Genomic DNA, 20065 nt, shown 5'->3' with positions numbered 1-20065 from the left:
GTCCTGCTCACCCCCACACCGCAGGAGCCGTCGTGAGCACTCCGAGCCGTCCCGGCAGCACCACCCGCGTCACCCGCGTCACCCGCCCGCGTCGCCGCGTCCTCGCCCTGGCGGCCGCGGCGGCGGTCGTCAGCCCGCTGCTGGCCGCCGTGCCCGCCGGGGCGGACCACACCGCGCAGCCGACCGTCGTCACCGTCGTCGGCTCCCTGCAGTCCGAGCTCGGGTGCGACGGCGACTGGCAGCCCGGCTGCGCCACCACCGCGCTGGAGCGGGTCGACGACACCGACGTGTGGACGGCCGACCTCGACGTGCCGGCCGGTGCCCACGAGGTCAAGGTCGCGCTCGGCGGGGCCTGGGGGGAGGACTACGGCGCGGGCGGTGCGCCCGGTGGCGCCAACATCCCCCTGGTGCTCGCGGGGGACGCCACCGTGACGTTCCGCTACGACCACGGCAGCCACCTGCTGACCTTCGCGCCGGCGGACGAGCCCGCCCCGCTCGGGCCGGGCGACGCCGACCTCGTGCCGGCGTCGCTGCGCGCGCCCACGACGGACGAGCGGTTCTACTTCGTCATGGCCGACCGGTTCGCGAACGGCGACCCGGGCAACGACACCGGCGGCTCGCCGTCCGGTGACCGGCTCGTGCACGGCTTCGACCCCGGCGACAAGGGCTTCTTCCACGGCGGCGACGTCGCCGGCATCCTCGAGCAGCTCGACTACATCGAGGGCCTCGGGACGACCGCGATCTGGATGACCCCGTCCTTCGCGAACAAGCCCGTGCAGGGTGCGCCCGGGGACGAGTCGGCGGGCTACCACGGCTACTGGGTCACGGACTTCACCCGGATCGACCCGCACCTGGGCACCAACGAGGAGCTGAAGGCCCTCGTCGACGCCGCCCACGACCGTGGGATGAAGGTCTTCTTCGACATCATCACCAACCACACCGCCGACGTCCTCGACTACCCCGCGGACGCGTACGACGCGAACGGGTCGGTGCCCTACGTCAGCAAGGCCGACGAGCCGTACCGCGACGCCGACGGCGAGCCGTTCGACGACCGCGCGTACGCCGGCACCGGTGAGTTCCCCGAGGTCGACCTCGAGTCGTTCCCGTACACGCCGACCTTCCGCAGCGACGACGACCGCGACGCCAAGACGCCGGACTGGCTGAACGACCCGACGCTCTACCACAACCGAGGCACCTCGACCTTCGCCGGCGAGGACAGCGAGTACGGCGACTTCCCGTCCGGTCCCTACTCGGCGCTGGACGACCTGTGGACCGAGCACCCGCGCGTCGTCGAGGGGATGGTCGACATCTACTCGACGTGGGTGGAGGACATCGGCATCGACGGCTTCCGGATCGACACCGTCAAGCACGTCAACATGCAGTTCTGGCAGCAGTTCGGACCCGCGCTGCAGGAGGCCGCGGCCGCGACCGGGGACGACGACTTCCTCATGTTCGGCGAGGTCTACGACGCCGACCCGCGGTTCATGTCGCAGTACACGACCGAGGGCCGGCTGCAGGCGGCCGTCGACTTCGGGTTCCAGGCCCGCGGCGTGGACTTCGCCAAGGGCGCGGCGACGACGGGGATCCGGGACTTCTACGCCCTCGACGACTGGTACACCGACACCGACTCGAACGCCTACCAGCTGCCCACGTTCCTCGGGAACCACGACATGGGCCGCGTCGGCAGCTTCCTGACGCAGGCCTTCCCCGAGGCCACGGACGACGAGCTGCTCGCCCGTGACCGGCTCGCGCACGACCTCATGTACCTCACCCGCGGCCAGCCCGTCGTCTACTACGGCGACGAGCAGGGCTTCGCGACAGCCGGGGAGGGACCGAACGGGTCCATCGGCGACCGGGACGCGCGCGAGGACATGTTCCCCAGCCAGGTCGCCTCGTACAACGACAACGACCTGATCGGCACCGACGCGACGACCGCGGAGGCGAACTACGACCCCGGGCACCCGCTGTACCAGCACATCGCCGGCCTGGCCGAGCTGCGTGAGGAGCACCCGGCGCTCGCTGACGGCACGCAGGTGCACCGGTACGCCTCGAGCGGGCCCGGGATCTACGCCTTCAGCCGGATCGACCGCGAGGAGCAGGTCGAGTACGTCGTCGCGGTGAACAACGCGACGGAGCCGGCTGCCGCGTCGGTGCCCACCTACTCGACCCGGACGCCGTTCCGCTCGGTCGTCGGCGACCTCGGCACGGTCCGCAGCGACGCCGAGGGACGCGTCCAGGTGGAGGTCCCGGCCCTCGGCACCGTGGTGCTGCGGGCGGTCCGGCCGCTGCAGGACCGCCGGGACGCCCCCGACGTGGACTTCGCGACCCCCCGCCCCGGAGGTGTCGTCGGCGGTGGCTCGGGCGCGGCGCAGGACCGTGCGGAGGTGCGCGTCACGGTCCCGGAGAACGTCCTCGCCGAGGTCGGCTTCGCCTGGCGACCGGTCGGCACCGACGACTGGCAGCGGCTGGGCACGGACGACAACGCCCCCTACCGCGTCTTCCACGACGTGTCGGGCCTCGCGGACGGCACGCTCGTGGAGTACCGGGCGGTCCTGCGGGACTCCTCGGGCAACCTCGCCGTGACGTCCTCGAACGCCGTCGTCGGTGACGCGCCGACCGGCGGGGGAGGCGGCGGACCCGTGGGCCCGGTCGAGCAGCCGGACGCCGTGTCCGTCCCGGGCAGCCTCAACAGCGAGATGGGGTGCCCCGGGGACTGGCAGCCCGACTGCGCGCAGGCGCAGCTGACCCTCGACACCGACGACGGGATCTGGAAGGGCACGTTCGACCTGCCCGCCGGCGGCTACGAGTTCAAGGCCGCGATCGACGGCTCGTGGGACGAGAACTACGGCGCCGGCGGGGCACGCGACGGCTCCAACATCCCGTTCGAGCACGCCGGCGGACCGGTGACGTTCTTCTACGACCACCGGACGCACTGGGTCACCAACGACGTGCTGTCACCGGTCCTGACCGCCCCGGGGTCGTTCCAGTCCGAGCTCGGCTGCCCCGGCGACTGGCAGCCGGACTGCATGCTGCCGTGGCTGCAGGACCCGGACGGCGACGGCATCTGGACGTACGTCAGCGACGCCGTCCCGGCCGGCTCCTACGAGGTCAAGGTCGCCCACGGCCTGGGCTGGGACGAGAACTACGGCGCCGGCGGCGTGGCCGGCGGTCCGAACATCGCCTTCACGGTCCCCGCGGACGGCGTCGTGACGACGTTCTCGTACACGCTGGCCACGCACGTGCTGACCGTGACGACGTCCACGGTGGGGGCGGCGCCGGACCTCGGCGCCGCCAAGGCGCACTGGGTCGAGCGCGACCTGGTCGCCTGGCCCGCCGACGCGCTGCCTCCCGGCCTGGACGCCGACCAGGTGCGCTGGCGCCTGCACCACGCCCCCGAGGGTGGGCTCGCCGTGGACGCCGAGTGGGTGACCGGCGGCGACAGCGCGCCGCTGACCCTGGACCCCGGCGGCCTGCCGCAGGACGTGCGCGAGCGCTTCCCGCACCTGGCCGACCACCTCGCGCTGCGTCTGGACCGGCGCACCGCCAGGGACGCCGAGAGCATCCTCACCGGGCAGGTCGCCGTCGCGCAGTACGACGACCTCGGGCGCCTGACCGACGCGACCGGCGTCCAGGTGCCGGGCGTCGTCGACGACCTCTGGCCCGGGGCGACCGACGCCGACCTGGGTGTCACCTGGCGCGGGCGGGTGCCCTCGCTCGCGCTGTGGGCACCGACCGCCAAGGACGTCGACGTGCTGGTGTGGCCCGCCGGTGGGGCCGGTGACCCGCAGCGGCTGGACGCGCGTCGCGACCGCGACGGCGTCTGGACGGTCGTCGGCAGGCCGACCTGGAAGGACGCGGAGTACCTGTGGGCGGTGAGGGTCTACGCGCCGTCCACCGGGCAGGTCGAGGAGAACCTCGTCACCGACCCGTACTCCGTCGCGCTGACGACGGACTCGCAGCGGTCCGTCGTCGTCGACCTCGACGACCCGGCGCTCGCGCCGGCGCAGTGGCGCACGGCCCGCGCCCCGGAGCTGGCCCAGCCGGAGGACTCGACCATCTACGAGCTGCACGTGCGCGACTACTCCGTCGGCGACCCCCAGGTGCCCGCCGAGCACCGGGGCACCTACCTGGCGTTCGCCGACGAGGGGCAGGGCCGGGCGCACCTGCGCGCCCTCGCCGAGTCCGGCCTCAACACCGTCCACCTGCTGCCGACGTTCGACATCGCGACGATCCCCGAGCGGCGCGAGGACCAGGCGGAGCCGCCCTGCGACCTGGCCTCCTTCCCGCCGGACTCGCCCGAGCAGCAGGCGTGCATCGCGCAGGTGCGCGCGCAGGACGCCTTCAACTGGGGCTACGACCCGTGGCACTTCTCGACCCCGGAGGGGTCGTACGCCACCCGGCCGGACGGCGGCGCGCGGATCGCGGAGTTCCGCACGATGGTGGGCGCGCTGCACGCCGACGGGCTGCGCGTCGTCCTGGACCAGGTGTTCAACCACACGCACGCCTCCGGCCAGGACCCGCGGTCCGTGCTGGACCGGGTCGTGCCCGGCTACTACCACCGGCTGGACCCGAGGACGGGTGCCGTGGAGACCTCGACGTGCTGCCAGAACGTGGCGACCGAGCACGCGATGGCCGAGAAGCTCATGGTCGACTCGGTGGTGACGTGGGCCCGCGACCACAAGGTCGACGGCTTCCGCTTCGACCTGATGGGGCACCACTCGCGCCGGAACATGGAGCGCGTGCGCGCGGCGCTCGACGAGCTGACCGTGCGGCGGGACGGCGTCGACGGCTCGCAGGTCTACCTGTACGGCGAGGGCTGGGACTTCGGCGAGGTGGCCGGGAACGCCCGTTTCGAGCAGGCCACCCAGGGCCAGCTCGACGGGACGGGGATCGGCACCTTCTCCGACCGGCTGCGCGACGCCGTCCGCGGCGGGGGGCCGTTCGACGAGGACCCGCGTCTGCAGGGCTTCGCGACCGGCCTGTTCACCGACCCCAACGCCAGCGAGGGCAACGGCACCCCGCAGGAGCAACGGGCGCGCCTGCTGCACCACGGCGACCTGGTGAAGCTCGGGATGGCGGGCAACCTGCGCGACTTCGAGCTGCTGTCGGCCTCCGGCGAGGTCGTCCGCGGTGAGGAGCTCGACTACAACGGCCAGCCGGCCGGGTACGCCAGCGAGCCCGACGAGGTCGTCACCTACGTCGACGCCCACGACAACGAGACCCTGTGGGACGCCCTGACCCTCAAGCTGCCGGCGGACACCCCGATGGACGAGCGGGTGCGGATGAACACCGTGGCGCTCTCGACCGTCGCGCTCAGCCAGACGCCCGCGTTCTGGCACGCGGGGGCGGACCTGCTGCGCAGCAAGTCGCTCGACCGCAACTCCTACGACTCGGGCGACTGGTTCAACCACATCGGCTGGGACGGCGAGGACAACGGCTTCGGCCGCGGTCTGCCGCCCGCCTGGGACAACGAGGCGAAGTGGCCGTACCAGCAGCCGCTGCTCGCGGACCCGGCGCTGAAGCCGTCGCCGCAGGACGTCGCCACGGCGTCGCAGGCGGCCCGTGAGCTGCTCGAGATCCGCTTCTCCAGCCCGCTGCTGCGGCTGGGGTCCGCCGAGCTGATCCAGGACCGGGTGACGTTCCCGGTCGGGGGGCCGGACCAGGCGCCCGGCGTCGTCGTCATGCACGTCGACGACACCGGCGGGACGGACCTGGACCCGGAGCGCGAGGGTCTGCTCGTCGTGGTGAACGCCTCCGACGAACCGGTCACCCAGGCCGTGCCGGGGTTGGCGGGGGAGCGGCTCTCGCTGCACCCGGTGCAGGCCGAGGGCGCCGACCCGGTGGTCCAGCGGACCCGGTGGCGGGCAGCGACCGGCACGGTGACCGTGCCGGCGCGGACGGTCGCTGTGCTGTCGCAGCGGTGAGCTCGGCCGCTGCCGCCGCCGGGCGGGTGCGTTTTGACCCGTCCGGCGGCGCGCGGGTACTCTGACGAGTCGTTGTGCCCCCGCCGTGGGCCCGATCCGGGTCGGTGACGGGGAGCAGGCGCGTCCGGGTCCTTCCGGTGGCGCCACCGACATCCTTTCGAGACGACAGCGAAGGCTACGACCGTGCGTACGTACACCCCCCGGCCCGGCGACGTCGAGCGCCAGTGGCACGTCATCGACGCGACCGACGTCGTCCTCGGCCGCCTGGCGAGCCACACCGCCGCCCTGCTGCGGGGCAAGCACAAGCCGGTCTTCGCGCCGCACGTCGACACCGGTGACTTCGTCGTCATCGTCAACGCCGACAAGGTCGCCCTGACGGGCAGCAAGCGCGAGCAGAAGCTGGCCTACCGCCACTCCGGGTACCCGGGCGGTCTGCGCGCCACCAGCTACACCGAGCTGCTCGACAAGAACCCCGAGAAGGCGGTCGAGAAGGCCATCCGCGGGATGCTCCCGAAGAACAGCCTCGGTCGCCAGATGCTGCGCAAGCTGAAGGTGTACTCGGGCCCGGAGCACCCGCACCAGGCCCAGAAGCCGCAGCCCTTCCAGATCACCCAGGTCGCGCAGTAACCCTCGCGGCGGACGACCGAACGACAGCACACGAGGAGAAACGTGGCCGAGACCACCCCTGAGACCGTCGGCGTGACCGACGACGTCGAGGACGCCCCGAGCAGCTACTCGACCTCCACGCCCGGCGCCACCGGCACCGGCGCGTCGGTCGTCGCCCCCGGCGGGGGCACCGGTCGCCGCAAGCAGGCGATCGCCCGCGTCCGGCTCGTGCCGGGCAGCGGCACCTGGAAGGTCAACGGCCGCGAGCTGGGTTCGTACTTCCCGAACAAGGTGCACCAGCAGCTCGTCAACGAGCCGTTCCGCGTGCTCGAGCTCGAGGGCCGCTTCGACGTGATCGCTCGCGTCTCCGGCGGTGGCCCCTCCGGCCAGGCCGGCGCGCTGCGCCTGGGCATCGCCCGCGCGCTGAACGCGATCGACGTCGAGGCCAACCGGCCGACGCTGAAGAAGGCCGGCTTCCTCACCCGCGACCCGCGGGCCACGGAGCGCAAGAAGGCCGGTCTGAAGAAGGCCCGCAAGGCACCGCAGTACAGCAAGCGCTGACCGACCTCGTGTCGGCGTCCGCGCCGGTCGACGGCCCCGGGGGTACGCTCCCGGGGCCGTCGACGTGCGTCGGGCGGCAGCAGCCGCGGCGCGTCGACCCGCGCGGCGGACCCGGCGGCGCGGGTCGCGGCCGACCCCACGCCCGAGCCACAGCCTGAGACGAGGAGCGACCCGTGGGCAGACTGTTCGGAACGGACGGCGTGCGCGGACGGGCGAACGTCGACGTCACCGCCGAGCTGGCGCTGGACCTGGCCGTCGCCGCCGCGCACGTCCTCGGCGAGGTGGGGGCGTTCGAGGGGCACCGACCGCGCGCCGTCGTCGGCCGCGACCCGCGGGCCTCCGGCGAGTTCCTGTCCGCCGCCGTCACGGCGGGCCTGGCGAGCGCCGGGGTGGACGTCGACGACGTCGGCGTCCTGCCCACCCCGGCCGTGGCGCACCTGGTGGCCCAGCGGGGCGCCGACCTCGGCGTGATGCTCTCGGCGTCCCACAACCCGATGCCGGACAACGGGATCAAGTTCTTCGCGCGCGGCGGGCACAAGCTCGCCGACCACATCGAGGACACCATCGAGGGACGCCTGCGCGAGGAGTGGAAGCGCCCCACGGGGGCGGGCGTCGGCCGGATCCGGACCGACGCCTCGGGCGGCCCGCAGTACGTCGAGCACCTGGTCTCCACGGTGACCCACCGCCTCGACGGCCTGCGCGTGGTGGTCGACTGCGCGCACGGCGCGGCCAGCGAGGTCGGGCCGGCCGCGCTGCGGGCGGCGGGCGCGGACGTCGTCGTCATCGGCGCCGACCCCGACGGCCGCAACATCAACGACGGGTACGGGTCGACGCACCTGGAGCCGCTGCAGGCCGCGGTCCTCGAGCACGGCGCCGACGCGGGCGTGGCCTACGACGGCGACGCGGACCGCTGCCTGGCCGTCGACGCGGCGGGGCACGTCGTCGACGGTGACCAGATCATGGGGGTGCTCGCCCTGGCCCTGCACGAGTCGGGCAGGCTCCCTCAGCGCACCCTCGTGACCACCGTGATGAGCAACCTCGGCCTGCGGCTCGCGATGGACGAGGCGGGCATCCGGTGCGTCCAGACCGCCGTGGGCGACCGGTACGTGCTCGAGGAGATGCGGCGCAGCGGGTACGGCCTGGGCGGCGAGCAGTCGGGGCACGTCCTGATGCTCGAGCACGGCACCACCGGCGACGGCGTGCTGACGAGCCTGCACCTGCTGGCCCGGGTGGCGGAGCGGGGCCGGCCGCTGGCCGAGCTCGCCGGTGCCGTCACCCGGCTGCCGCAGGTCCTGGTCAACGTCCCGGAGGTGGACAAGGCCCGGGCGTCGACGGACGAGGGGGTCACCAGGGCGGTGCAGGACGCGCAGGCACGGCTCGGGGACACCGGTCGGGTCCTGCTCCGGCCGTCGGGGACCGAGCCGCTCGTCCGGGTGATGGTCGAGGCCGCGGACGCCGAGGAGGCCCGGGCGGTGGCCGACTCGCTGGCCGGCGTGGTCCGGGAGCGGCTGGCCCTGGCCTGAGCGGCTTCCCGTGGTCTGGTCGGCTCGGCGTGGCCCGAACGGCCGCTGCCCTGGCGGCGCCCCGGAAAAGCCGTTGCCGACAGGGCGTCGGCCGACGTCCACTGTCCGCATGCGCATCGACGTCGTGGAGTGCGGACCCGGGGCCGACGGCTGGGTCGACCGGTGGTTCGACCGCTGGTACGCGGCGCTCGACGCCGCCCAGGTCCACGGGCTCACCGACCCCATCCGCGTGATGGCGCCCGACCTCAGGGTCTCGTGCACCCGCCGGCTCGAGTCGGAGCGCCGCGTCCTGCTGAGCGCGGTCGAGGGCGAGCAGGTGGTCGGCACGGGCCGGGTGGACCTGCCCCGGCGCGACAACACCGAGACGGCCTTCGTCGAGCTCTACGTCCCGCCGGCGGCCCGGCGGCGCGGCGTCGGGCGCGCGCTGCTGGGAGCGGCCCGGGAGGTCGCCACCGCGGAGGGACGGACCCGGTTCATGACCGAGGTCGCCCGCCCGGACGACGTGGACCGCGACGCGTGGCCCGGCACCGCCTTCCTGTCGGCCTGCGGCTTCTCGCTGGGGCTCGTGAACGTGCGGCGGGACCTGCCGCTGCCGGCCGACGCCGCCGTCCTGCGCGCGCTGGACGCCGAGGCCACCGCAGCGTCGCGCGGGTACGTCGTGCGCACCTGGCACGGCCGGACGCCGCCGGAGGACCGCGCTCGGATGGCCGACCTGATGGCGCGGATGTCCACCGACGCCCCGCTCGGTGACCTGGAGTACGAGCCGGAGAGCTGGGACGCCGGGCGGGTCGCCGAGTTCGAGGAGCACCAGGAGGCGATGGGCCGGCGGTGGTGCGCCGCCGTCGCCGTGGCCGGCGACGGCACCTGGGCCGGCTACACCTACCTCGGCTGGACACCGAGCGAGCCGGACCGGCTGCACCAGTGGGACACGCTGGTGCTGCGCGAGCACCGGGGTCGGCGGCTCGGGCTGGCGCTCAAGCTCGCCGCGCTGCGCGCGGCCACCGGCACCTGGCCGCGGGCGCGCGTCGTCACCACCTGGAACGCCGCCTCCAACGCCCCGATGATCGCCGTCAACGAGGCCATGGGGTTCCGCGCCGTCGCGCTGGACGAGGAGTGGCAGGCCGGGTTCGGCGAGCTCGTGGGCGTCGACCCGTTGGCCGCGACGGCGGCGCCGGCCTGACGGGCGGGCCCGACGGACGGTCCCGCCCGTCAGAGCTTGCGCAGACGCACCCGACGGACCCCGTGGTCGGGTCCCTTCTGGAGCACGAGGCGGGCCCGGCCCCGGGTCGGCAGGACGTTCTCCTCGAGGTTGCGCTCGTTGATGTCGCGCCAGATCTGCTCGGCGCGGGCGACGGCCTGCTCGTCCGTGAGGGTGGCGTACCGGTGGAAGTAGGACTCGGGGCGGGAGAACGCCGTCTGCCGCAGCCGCAGGAAGCGCTCGACGTACCAGGAGCGCACGTCCGCGGTGCGGGCGTCGACGTAGATGGAGAAGTCGAAGAAGTCGCTGACGGCCATGCCCTGCCGGCCGTCGTGGCGGGGGCGGGCCGGCTGCAGGACGTTGAGGCCCTCGACCACCAGCACGTCGGGCCGGCGGACCACGACCTCCGCGCCCGGGACGATGTCGTAGGTCAGGTGCGAGTACAGCGGCGCCCGGACCTCCTCGGCGCCGGACTTCACGTCGGCGACGAAGCGCAGCAGCCGGCGCCGGTCGTAGGACTCGGGGAACCCCTTGCGCTGCAGCAGGTTGCGCCGCTCCAGCTCGGCGTTGGGGTAGAGGAAGCCGTCGGTGGTGACGAGCTCGACCCGTGGCGTGTCCGGCCAGCGGGCGAGCAGCTCGCGCAGCAGGCGCGCGGTGGTCGACTTGCCGACGGCGACCGAGCCCGCGACGCCGATCACGAAGGGCGTGCGGGCCGGCTTCTCGCCGAGGAACGTCGACGTCGCCTCGTGCAGCTGGTGCACCCCGCCGACGTACAGGTTGAGCAGCCGCGACAGCGGCAGGTAGACCTCCTCGACCTCGGCGAGGTCGATCCGCTCACCGAGCCCACGGACCCGCTGCAGGTCCGCCTCGGTCAGCGAGAGGGGGGTCGACTGCGACAGCGCGCTCCACGCCCGGCGGTCCAGCTCGACGTACGGGGTGACCGGTCCCGCGGGTGCGGGCTGGGCGGCGGGGCCGCGCCCGGCGCCGTCGACGTGCTCACCGGCCGGAGCGCGGGTGGCCGCCGCGCTGCCGACGCCGTCGTCGTGCGGGCTGGTCATCCCGGCATTGTGCCGTGCGGGTCCGGGCGGGCGGCCCGGCCCCACCGCCGCGCCGGCCGGGCCGCCGTCCCCCGCCGTTAGGGTGGCTGCCATGTGCGGAATCGTCGGGTACGCCGGTACCCCCGGTGGTGACAAGGCCCTCGAGGTGGTCCTGGAGGGGCTGACGCGGCTGGAGTACCGCGGCTACGACTCGGCGGGCGTCGCCCTGCTGACCACGGACGGGCTGGTGACGCGCAAGCGCGCCGGCAAGCTCGCGAACCTGCTCGCCGACCTCGACGCCGGGCCCCTCCCGCCGGCCTCCACCGGTGTCGGCCACACCCGGTGGGCCACGCACGGAGGCCCCACGGACGCCAACGCCCACCCCCACCGCGGCGGGCCGGACGGGCGGCTCGCCCTCATCCACAACGGGATCATCGAGAACTTCGCCGCCCTGAAGGCCGAGCTGCTCGCCGAGGGCACGCGCTTCGAGAGCGAGACCGACACCGAGGTCGCCGCGCACCTCGTCGCAGCGGCGTTCGAGCGGACGCGGGACCTGTCCGAGGCCATGCGGCAGGTCGCCCGCCGCCTCGAGGGCGCGTTCACCCTGCTGGCGGTGCACGTCGACGAGCCGGACACGGTGGTCGGCGCGCGGCGCAACTCCCCGCTCGTCGTCGGTCTCGGCGAGGGCGCCACCTTCCTCGGCTCCGACGTCGCCGCGTTCATCGCGCACACCCGCGAGGCCGTGGAGCTCGGCCAGGACCAGGTCGTCACGATCACGCCCGACGGCCACGTCGTCACCGACTTCGACGGCAACCCGGCGCAGGGCAGGCGCTACCACGTCGACTGGGACGCCGCGGCCGCCGAGAAGGGCGGCTACGCCAGCTTCATGGACAAGGAGATCCACGATCAGCCGCACGCCGTCGCGGACACCCTGCTGGGTCGCACTGACGCCGACGGCCGGCTGGTGCTGGACGAGCTGCGGATCGCCCCGGAGCGGCTGTCGTCGATCGACAAGATCGTGGTGCTGGCGTGCGGGACGTCGTCCTACGCCGGGCAGGTCGCCAAGTACGCGATCGAGCACTGGACCAGGATCCCCGTCGAGGTCGAGTTCTCCCACGAGTTCCGGTATCGCGACCCGGTGGTCGACGACCGCACGCTGGTGGTGTCCATCTCCCAGTCCGGGGAGACGATGGACACGCTGATGGCCGTGCGGTACGCGCGGGAGCAGGGCGCCCTGACGCTGGCCATCTGCAACACCCACGGCTCGACGATCCCGCGCGAGTCGGACGCCGTGCTGTACACCCACGCCGGACCGGAGATCGCCGTCGCGTCGACGAAGGCCTTCCTGGCCCAGATCACGGCGTGCTACCTGCTCGGGCTCTACCTGGCCGGGCTGCGCGGACGGACCTACGCCGACGACGCGGCCGAGGTCCTGCGCGAGCTGCACGCGATGCCCGACCGCATCGCCGGGCTGCTGGAGCGGATGGGCAGGGTCCGCGAGATCGCCCGGTTCATGGCCGACACCCGGTCCGTCCTCTTCCTCGGCCGCCACGTCGGCTACCCCGTGGCCATGGAGGGCGCGCTCAAGCTCAAGGAGCTCGCCTACATCCACGCCGAGGGCTTCGCCGCCGGCGAGCTGAAGCACGGGCCCATCGCGCTGATCGAGCCCGGGCAGCCGGTCTTCGTCGTCGTCCCGTCGCCCTCGGCCCCGCACTCCCTGCACCAGAAGGTGGTCTCCAACATCCAGGAGATCCGCGCGCGGGGGGCGCGCACCCTGGTGATCGCCGAGGACGGCGACGAGGACGTCGTGCCTTACGCCGACGAGGTCATCCGGGTGCCCGCGTGCCCGCCGCTGCTGGCGCCGCTGGTGACGACCGTGCCGCTGCAGGTGTTCGCGTGCGAGCTGGCGACGGCCAAGGGCCTGGACGTCGACCAGCCGCGCAACCTGGCCAAGTCCGTCACCGTCGAGTAGGCGGACCGAGCGGTGCAGCGGGTGCCACGGTGATCGTCGGGGTCGGGATCGACGTCGTGGACGTCGAGCGCTTCCAGCGGGTGCTCGAGCGCACGCCGCGGTTGCTGGAGCGGCTGTTCACCGAGCCCGAGCAGGGGCTGCCACCGGCGTCGATGGCCGCGCGCTTCGCCGCCAAGGAGGCGCTCGCGAAGGCGCTGGGCGCGCCGGTCGGCCTGCGGTGGACGGACGCCACGGTCCACCGCGGCGAGGACGGGCGCCCGCACCTGGTGGTGACCGGGACCGTCGCCGCCCGCGCCGCGGAGCTCGGCGCGAGCACCTTCCACCTGTCGCTGAGCCACGACGCGGGGATCGCCTCGGCGGTGGTCGTGGCCGAGTCGGGGGGCACGGGGCAGTCGGAGGGCACGGGGCAGTCGGAGGGCACGGGGCAGTCGGGGGGCACGGGGGAGCGGGGCACGTGATCGACGCGCACGGCGTCGCCGCCGTCCGCCGGGCCGAGGAGGCGGCGATGCGGTCCGCGCCCGAGGGGGTGCTCATGCAGCGCGCCGCAGCGGGACTCGCGGCGGTGCTCGCGGGCACCCTGCGCCGCACGAGCGGCGGCGTGAGCGGCCGGCGGGTGGTCCTGCTCGTCGGTCCGGGCGCGAACGGCGGGGACGCGATGTGGGCCGGCGCCCGGCTGGCCCGGCGGGGGGCGGCGGTCACGGCCGTGCTGACCTCCGGCTCGACCCACCCCGAGGGCCTGCGCGGGCTGCAGCGGGCCGGGGGCCGCGTCCTCGACCTGCACGACCGGCCCGACGCGGTCGGCCCGGGCGCGGGCCGGCGGCTGTCCGCGCTGCTGTCACGCGCCGACGTCGTCGTGGACGGCCTGCTCGGGATCGGCGGCCGCGCCGGGCTGCGCCCACCCGCCGCGCAGGTCGTGCGGACCGCCGAGCTCGAGGTGCCCGACGGCGTGCCGCTCGTCGCCGTCGACCTGCCCTCGGGGGTCGACCCCGACACGGGGACGCTGGGCGGGCCGGCGGTGCGGGCGGACCTCACGGTCACGTTCGGCACCGCCAAGCCCTGCCTGCTGCTGCCGCCCGCGTGCCTGCTGGCCGGTGACGTCGTCGTCGTCGACATCGGGCTCGACCCGACCGTGCTCGGCCCGCCCGCGGTGCGTCGGCTGGAGAGGGAGGACGTCACCGCCCGGTGGCCGGTGCCGTCGGCCGAGGACGACAAGTACTCCCGCGGCGTCGTCGGGGTGGTCGCCGGCGGGCCGACGTACACGGGCGCGGCCCTGCTGGCGGCGGGCGCGGCGGTCCGGGCCGGAGCCGGGATGGTCCGCTACCTGGGGCCGCAGGCGCCGACGGACCTGGTCCGCGCCCGGTGGCCCGAGGTGGTCCCGGGCGCCGGACGGGTGCAGGCCTGGGTGCTGGGGCCGGGCGTCGACCCCGGCGACGCCGACCAGGCCGACCGGGTGCGCAGCGCCCTGGCGTCGCCGGAGCCGGCGGTCGTCGACGCCGGCGCGCTGGACCTCCTCGCCGGCGTCCTGTCCGGCGGCGGCCCGGTCGGGGAGCCCGGGCGCCTGCTGCTGACACCGCACGCCGGTGAGCTGGCCCGCCTGCTGACGGCGTTGGAGCCGGCGGCCCCGACGGCCCGTGAGGACGTGCTCGCGCGTCCCGCGGAGCACGCCGCGCGCGCGTGCCGGCTGACCGGGGCGGTGGTCCTGCTCAAGGGCGCCACCGCCCTGGTCGCCGCACCGGACGGCGCGCTGCACGCCCAGCCGGACGGGCCGCACTGGATGGCGACGGCCGGGTCCGGTGACGTCCTCGCCGGCCTGGCGGGGACCCTGCTCGCCGCGGGGCTGGCGCCCGCCGACGCGGGCGCCCTCGCGGTGGCCGTCCACGCGGCCGCCGGCCACCGGGCGTCGGCCGGTGGCCCGGTGAGCGCCGGCACCGTCCTGGACGCCGTGCCGGGGGCTCTGGCGGACCTGCTGGCCGGGGCTTTGCCAGACTGAGCGCGTGACCCGCAGCTACCCGGGGCGGGCGGTCGTCGACCTCGACGCCGTCACCGCCAACGCAGCCTCCCTCGTCGAGCACGCCGGCGGGGCGGAGGTGATGGCCGTCGTCAAGGGCGACGGCTACGGCCACGGAGCGGTGCCCTGCGCCCGCGCGGCGCTGCGTGGCGGCGCGACCTGGCTGGGGGTGGCGCAGCTCAGCGAGGCCCTCGACGTGCGCGCCGCGGGGGTGGACGCGCCCCTGCTGACGTGGCTGTTCGCCCCCGGTGACGACCTGGGACCGGCGGTGGCGGCGGGCGTCGACCTGTCCGTGGCGGCCCCGTGGGCGCTGGACGCCGTCCTGGCCGGGGTGAGCGTGGCCGGGCGGCCGGCGCGGGTCCACCTCAAGGTCGACACCGGGCTCGGGCGGGGAGGTGCGACCGCCAGGGACTGGCCGGAGCTCGTCGCCGCCGCCGCCCGGGCGGAGGCGACCGGCGCCGTCCAGGTCGTCGGCGTGTGGTCCCACTACGCCTTCGCCGACGCACCCGCCCACCCGACGGTGCGCCGGCAGGGGCTGGCCCTGCGCGAGGCCGACGAGGTGGCCCGCGGAGCCGGCCTGCGTCCGGCGCTGAGGCACCTGGCGAACTCCGCCGCCACCCTCACCGACCCCGACGCCCGGTTCGACCTCGTCCGCCCGGGGCTGTCCGTCTACGGGCTGTCGCCCGTCCCCGACGTCGGCGGGCCCGAGCGGTTCGGGCTGCGACCGGCGATGACGCTCACCGCCCGACTGGTCCTCGTCAAGGACGTCGACGCCGGGCAGGGCGTGTCCTACGCGCACACCCACACCACCGTCGCCCCCACGACCCTCGGGCTGGTGCCCCTGGGCTACGCCGACGGCATCCCCCGCCACGCCAGCGGCCGGGGGCCGGTGCGGCTCCGCGGGCGCGACCTGCGGGTCGCGGGCCGGGTGTGCATGGACCAGTTCGTGCTCGACCTCGGCGGGGTGGACGGCGACGTGGTCGCCGGTGACGAGGTGCTGCTGTTCGGCCCCGGGGACGACGGCGGCCCGACGGCCCAGGACTGGGCGGACGCCGCCGGGACCATCTCCTACGAGATCGTCACCCGGCTCGGCGCCCGGGTGCCCCGGTGCTACGTCGGCTCGGACCTCGACGAGCTGCTGGCCGGTACCTCGCACGGGTCCGGTGCCTCGCACGGGGAGGGGGTGGCGTCCGGCGTCGACCGGGTGGGCGCCGTCGCGCCGGGCGGTGCCGGGGCGGCGGTCGTCCCGTGAGCCCGCGGACCGGGCTGCTGTCCCTGGGCATCGGGCTGGGCGCCGCCGCCGCCGGCGCCGTGCTCGGCGTCGCGGCCGAGCGCGTCGCCGTGGGGCGGCCGCTGGTCCCGGGCAGGCAGGGGCCGGCGCCGCGCGAGGTGCCGCTCGGCTCGCTGCGCTCCACCCCGCGGGTCGTGACGGCGGACGACGGCATCGCGCTGCACGTCGAGGTGGACGAGCCCTCGGAGCCCGACCCGGACGGGCTGACCGTCGTGTTCTGCCACGGGTACGCCCTGAACCTCGACTCGTGGCACTTCCAGCGCGAGGCGATGCGCGGGCGCTTCCGGATGGTGTTCTGGGATCAGCGCGGCCACGGCCGGTCCCAGCGCGGAGCGGTCGGCTCGGCGACGATCAACCAGGTGGGCTCGGACCTGAGGGCCGTCCTGGAGGCCACCGTCCCGCGCGGCCCGGTCGTGCTGGTCGGGCACTCCATGGGCGGGATGACGGTGATGTCCCTGGCCGCGCACTCGCCCGCGCTGTTCGAGGACCGGGTGGTCGGGGTCGCGCTCGTCGCGACGAGCGCCGGGGGCCTGGCCAGCAACGACTACGGCCTGCGCGTCGCGGGGCCCGCGTTTCAGCGGATCGCGCCCGCGGTGCTGGGTGCGCTCGCCCGGCGGCCGTCGCTCGTGGAACGCGGACGGCGCATCGGCGGGGACCTCGAGCAGGTGCTGGTCCGCCGCTACTCCTACGCCTCCGACGTCCCCGAGGACCTGCTGGACTTCACCGCCCGGGTCATCGCGAGCACCAGGATCGAGGTCATCAACGACTTCTTCCCCGAGTTCAACCAGCACGACAAGTCCGAGGCGCTCGCCACCCTCGGCGCCGTCGAGACGCTCGTGCTCGTCGGGGACGACGACCTGCTGACCCCGAGCCGCTACAGCGACGACATCGTGCAGCGGATCCCGCACGCCGAGCAGGTCGTCGTCAAGGACGCCGGGCACCTCGTCATGCTCGAGCACCCCGAGGTGGTCACCCCGCACCTGCTGGCCCTGCTCGACCGGGCGCGGCGGGCGATCCCGGGACGCACCGCCGGCCGGACCGCGTCGTGAGCCCCGCGGTGCAGGCCCCCCGCGGCGGGCTGCGGGTCACGGTGGCTACCCCGGACGACATGCACGACCTGGGGCGCCGGCTCGCCGGGGTGCTGCGGCCGGGGGACCTGGTGCTGCTGTCCGGTGACCTGGGCGCCGGCAAGACCACCCTGACCCGGGGGCTCGGCGCCGGCCTGGACGTGCGCGGCGCGGTGACGTCACCGACGTTCGTCATCGCCCGTGAGCACCCGCCGCTGGGCGGTGGGCCCGCGCTCGTGCACGTCGACGCCTACCGCCTCGGGGGGCTCGACGAGGTCGACGGCCTGGACCTGGAGTCGTCCCTGGACGAGGCGGTGACCGTCGTGGAGTGGGGCGAGGGGCTCGTCGAGGGGCTCGCGGACGTGCGGCTGGAGGTGCGGATCGAGCGACCGCACGGCGCGGTCGCGGACGCCGCGGCGTCCGGGTCGGACGAGGACACCGGTTGCGGCGTGGCCGACGAGCCCCGCACGGTCCACCTGCGACCCGTCGGCGACCGCTGGCGCGACGTCGACTGGGACCTGCTGACCCGCGGCGACTAGCCTGCCGTCCGTGCTGCTGCTCGCCCTCGACACCTCGTCCGCGGTGAGCGCCGCCGTCCACGACGGCACGCGGCTGCTCGCGGGCCGCACCGTCCACGACCCGCGTCGCCACGCCGAGCTGCTCGCGCCGGCCGTCCAGGACGTGCTGGCCGAGGCCGGCGTCACCCGGCGCGACCTCACGCACGTCGTCGCCGGGACCGGGCCCGGGCCGTTCACCGGGCTGCGGGTCGCGCTGGTCAGCGCACGCACCCTCGGCCTGGCGCTCGGCCTGCCCGTCCACGGCGTGTGCAGCCTGGACGCGCTCGCCCGGGCAGCCGTCCGGACCGGGCTGGGCGGCGCGGGCGGCGCCGACCTGGTCGTGGCCACGGACGCCCGGCGCAAGGAGGTGTACTGGGCCCGGTACGCCGCGGTCCTCGACGACGGCGACGTCCGCAGGCTCGAGGGACCGCACGTCGGCCGCCCGGCCGACGTCCCCGTCGACGGCGCCGTGTGCGTCGGTCGCGGCGCGGGCCTGTACCCCGAGCACCTGGGCGGGCCACCGGGTCCCGCGCACGGACCGACGGCCACGGACCCCGACGCCGCGGACCTGGCCGCGCTCGCCGCCGTCCGGCTCGCCCGAGGGGTGACGCTGGACGCGCCGGAGCCGCTGTACCTGCGCCGGCCGGACGCCGTCGAGCCGGGCGCCCCCAAGCGCGTGCTGCGGTGACCTCCCCAGGCGACCGCGACGTCGACCGCGACGGCGACCGCCCGGACGGCGTGGGCCGGCCGTCGTCGCGGGGGGTGCGGCTGCGCCGGCTGCGCTGGTGGGACGTCGAGCCGGTCCTGCCGCTGGAGCGCGAGCTCTTCGGGGACTGGGCCTGGTCCGCGGAGACCTTCTGGTCCGAGCTGGCTGCGCCCGCACGCTGGTACGTCGCCGCGGTGGCACCGGCGCCCCCCGGTCACGGTGGTGAGCGGCTCCTCGGTTACGCCGGGCTGGCGGCCCCGGGGACGGAGGCCGACGTGCAGACCGTCGCCGTCGCCCCCGGGGCCCAGGGGACCGGGGTCGGGGCGCTGCTGCTGGGGGCGCTGCTCGACGAGGCCGCGCGCCGGGGGTGCACCGCCGTGCTGCTGGAAGTGCGGGCGGACAACGCCCCGGCGATCCGCCTGTACGAGCGGCACGGCTTCGAGCGGATCGCGGTACGCCGTCGGTACTACCAGCCCGGCGACGTCGACGCCCACATCATGCGCCGTCGACCGCTCGCACCGGTCGGCTGAGACGCCCCGCCGAGGCGTCCGGTGCGCCGGGTGGGTGGCGGGGGGTGGCTGAGCCGCCGGGCCGCGGCCGCCAGGCCCTACGCTGACGCGGCCGATCACCGAGGAGAGCACGTGACCACGACCCCGCAGAGCCACCCCCACGGGCAGCAGCCCCCCGCGCAGCAGCCGTTCCCGGCGTACGGCCAGCCGTACGGACAGCCTGGGTACGGCCAGCAGCCACCCCCGGCGTACGGGCAGCCGGCGTACGGGCAGCCTGGGTACGGTCAGCCCGGGTACGGCCAGCCGGTGTACCCGCCGGCCCCGCCGGCGCGCAGCAGCCGCACCCTGGGCGTACTGGCCCTCGTCGCGGCCGGTGCGGTCACCCTGCTGGACCTGGTGGAGGTCCCGCTGGCCTGGTCCGCCGGCCGGCAGTACGCCGACGCCGCGAGGGTCGGGCTGCCGGCGATGGACGTCTACACCGGCTACGACATGATCGCGCTGCTGTTCGTGCCGGTGGCGCTCCTCGCCCTGGTCCTGACCTCCGTCTGGCTGTGGGCCGCCCGGTCGACCGCAGAGCTCGTGTCCAACCGCCCGCACGCCCGCTCCCGGGTGTGGGTGTGGCTGGGCTGGGTCCTCCCGGTCGTGTCGTTGTGGTTCCCCTTCCAGGTCGTTCGGGACGTCCTGCGGTCCCACGAGGACGGCGCGGGCCGTGCCTCGCGCGGCGTCCCGATCGGCCTGTGGTGGGGCCTGTGGCTGGTCGCCGGCATCCTCGGCCAGGTCGGCAGCAGGATCGTGCTCACCGAGGGGGCCGACCCGGCCTTCTACGAGGCGATCGGGCCGATCGAGGTCCTGCACGCGCTGCTCACCGTCGGCGCCTTCTCGACCTGGGTCCTCGTCGTGCGGGCGGTGCTCGCCGCGGAGGACGCGGCGCTCGCGCGTCGTGGGGCGCCCGCGGCACCCGGCGCCGCGACGTACGGCGCGTCGTACCTCCCCCAGCACCCCGGGTGACCACCCCGCCCGGCGCCCCCGGGGTGCTGACGTGGCCCCCGCCCGCCCTCGACCGCCGGCCGGGCCGGTACCCCGGTCGGGTGGCGCGGACCTGACCG

Annotated in this window: 15 protein-coding genes; 14 read left to right on the top strand and 1 reads right to left on the bottom strand. The window is 75.3% G+C overall.

What is annotated here, in order from left to right; all coding sequences use genetic code 11:
• Positions 1–32 precede the first annotated feature (32 nt).
• The 5 genes from pulA (at position 33) to ACYVQV_RS08995 (ending at position 9794) form a co-directional block, all read left to right on the top strand.
• Entirely contained in the window at positions 33–5924 is a 5892-nt protein-coding gene (gene pulA, locus ACYVQV_RS09015; RefSeq protein ID WP_461022946.1) for a pullulanase-type alpha-1,6-glucosidase, read from the top strand.
• 183 nt (positions 5925–6107) lie between these two features.
• Positions 6108–6551: a 50S ribosomal protein L13 gene (gene rplM / locus ACYVQV_RS09010; RefSeq protein ID WP_461022945.1), complete on the top strand. Its 444-nt coding sequence runs from the start codon at positions 6108–6110 to the stop codon at positions 6549–6551.
• A gap of 42 nt (positions 6552–6593) precedes the next feature.
• Positions 6594–7091 carry a 30S ribosomal protein S9 gene (rpsI, locus tag ACYVQV_RS09005; RefSeq protein WP_461022944.1) on the top strand — a complete coding sequence of 166 codons (498 nt, stop codon included), beginning with the start codon at positions 6594–6596 and terminating at the stop codon, positions 7089–7091.
• A 173-nt stretch (positions 7092–7264) separates the two neighbouring features.
• Positions 7265–8614 carry a phosphoglucosamine mutase gene (glmM, locus tag ACYVQV_RS09000; RefSeq protein ID WP_461022943.1) on the top strand — a complete coding sequence of 450 codons (1350 nt, stop codon included), beginning with the start codon at positions 7265–7267 and terminating at the stop codon, positions 8612–8614.
• Positions 8615–8723: 109 nt separating this feature from the next.
• Positions 8724–9794: a GNAT family N-acetyltransferase gene (locus tag ACYVQV_RS08995; RefSeq protein WP_461022942.1), complete on the top strand. Its 1071-nt coding sequence runs from the start codon at positions 8724–8726 to the stop codon at positions 9792–9794.
• 29 nt (positions 9795–9823) lie between these two features.
• On the opposite strand, the gene coaA is transcribed toward ACYVQV_RS08995, so the two are convergent.
• On the bottom strand, positions 9824–10870 hold the full coding sequence (coaA, locus tag ACYVQV_RS08990) for a type I pantothenate kinase (protein ID WP_461022941.1): 1047 nt from the start codon (positions 10868–10870) through the stop codon (positions 9824–9826).
• A gap of 91 nt (positions 10871–10961) precedes the next feature.
• Here coaA and glmS point away from each other — a divergent pair, with 91 nt between their 5' ends.
• The 9 genes from glmS (at position 10962) to ACYVQV_RS08945 (ending at position 19967) form a co-directional block, all read left to right on the top strand.
• Positions 10962–12821 carry a glutamine--fructose-6-phosphate transaminase (isomerizing) gene (glmS, locus tag ACYVQV_RS08985; protein ID WP_461022940.1) on the top strand — a complete coding sequence of 620 codons (1860 nt, stop codon included), beginning with the start codon at positions 10962–10964 and terminating at the stop codon, positions 12819–12821.
• A 29-nt stretch (positions 12822–12850) separates the two neighbouring features.
• Complete coding sequence (locus ACYVQV_RS08980; protein WP_461022939.1) at positions 12851–13279, top strand: holo-ACP synthase; 429 nt, start codon at positions 12851–12853, stop codon at positions 13277–13279.
• A complete protein-coding gene (locus ACYVQV_RS08975) occupies positions 13276–14811 on the top strand; it encodes an NAD(P)H-hydrate dehydratase (protein WP_461022938.1) in 1536 nt (511 codons plus the stop codon). The genes ACYVQV_RS08980 and ACYVQV_RS08975 overlap by 4 nt, the downstream gene beginning before the upstream one ends.
• A gap of 4 nt (positions 14812–14815) precedes the next feature.
• Positions 14816–16081: an alanine racemase gene (alr, locus tag ACYVQV_RS08970; protein WP_461022937.1), complete on the top strand. Its 1266-nt coding sequence runs from the start codon at positions 14816–14818 to the stop codon at positions 16079–16081.
• On the top strand, positions 16078–17169 hold the full coding sequence (locus ACYVQV_RS08965) for an alpha/beta fold hydrolase (protein ID WP_461022936.1): 1092 nt from the start codon (positions 16078–16080) through the stop codon (positions 17167–17169). The genes alr and ACYVQV_RS08965 overlap by 4 nt, the downstream gene beginning before the upstream one ends.
• A 59-nt stretch (positions 17170–17228) precedes the next feature.
• Complete coding sequence (tsaE, locus tag ACYVQV_RS08960) at positions 17229–17726, top strand: tRNA (adenosine(37)-N6)-threonylcarbamoyltransferase complex ATPase subunit type 1 TsaE (protein WP_461023037.1); 498 nt, start codon at positions 17229–17231, stop codon at positions 17724–17726.
• A gap of 10 nt (positions 17727–17736) precedes the next feature.
• Positions 17737–18432 (top strand): tRNA (adenosine(37)-N6)-threonylcarbamoyltransferase complex dimerization subunit type 1 TsaB, encoded by a 696-nt coding sequence (tsaB, locus tag ACYVQV_RS08955; RefSeq protein ID WP_461022935.1) that lies wholly within the window; start codon positions 17737–17739, stop codon positions 18430–18432.
• 74 nt (positions 18433–18506) lie between these two features.
• Positions 18507–18980, top strand: coding sequence for a ribosomal protein S18-alanine N-acetyltransferase (rimI, locus tag ACYVQV_RS08950; protein ID WP_461023036.1), 474 nt, complete (start codon positions 18507–18509; stop codon positions 18978–18980).
• A 111-nt stretch (positions 18981–19091) separates the two neighbouring features.
• The gene (locus ACYVQV_RS08945; RefSeq protein WP_461022934.1) at positions 19092–19967 is read left to right on the top strand and encodes a DUF4328 domain-containing protein; all 876 of its coding nucleotides are present in this window, start codon (positions 19092–19094) and stop codon (positions 19965–19967) included.
• The last annotated feature ends 98 nt before the right edge of the window (positions 19968–20065 follow it).

The organism is Thalassiella azotivora, from assembly GCF_054781695.1.
This window is presented reverse-complemented; position numbering and strand designations above follow the sequence as displayed.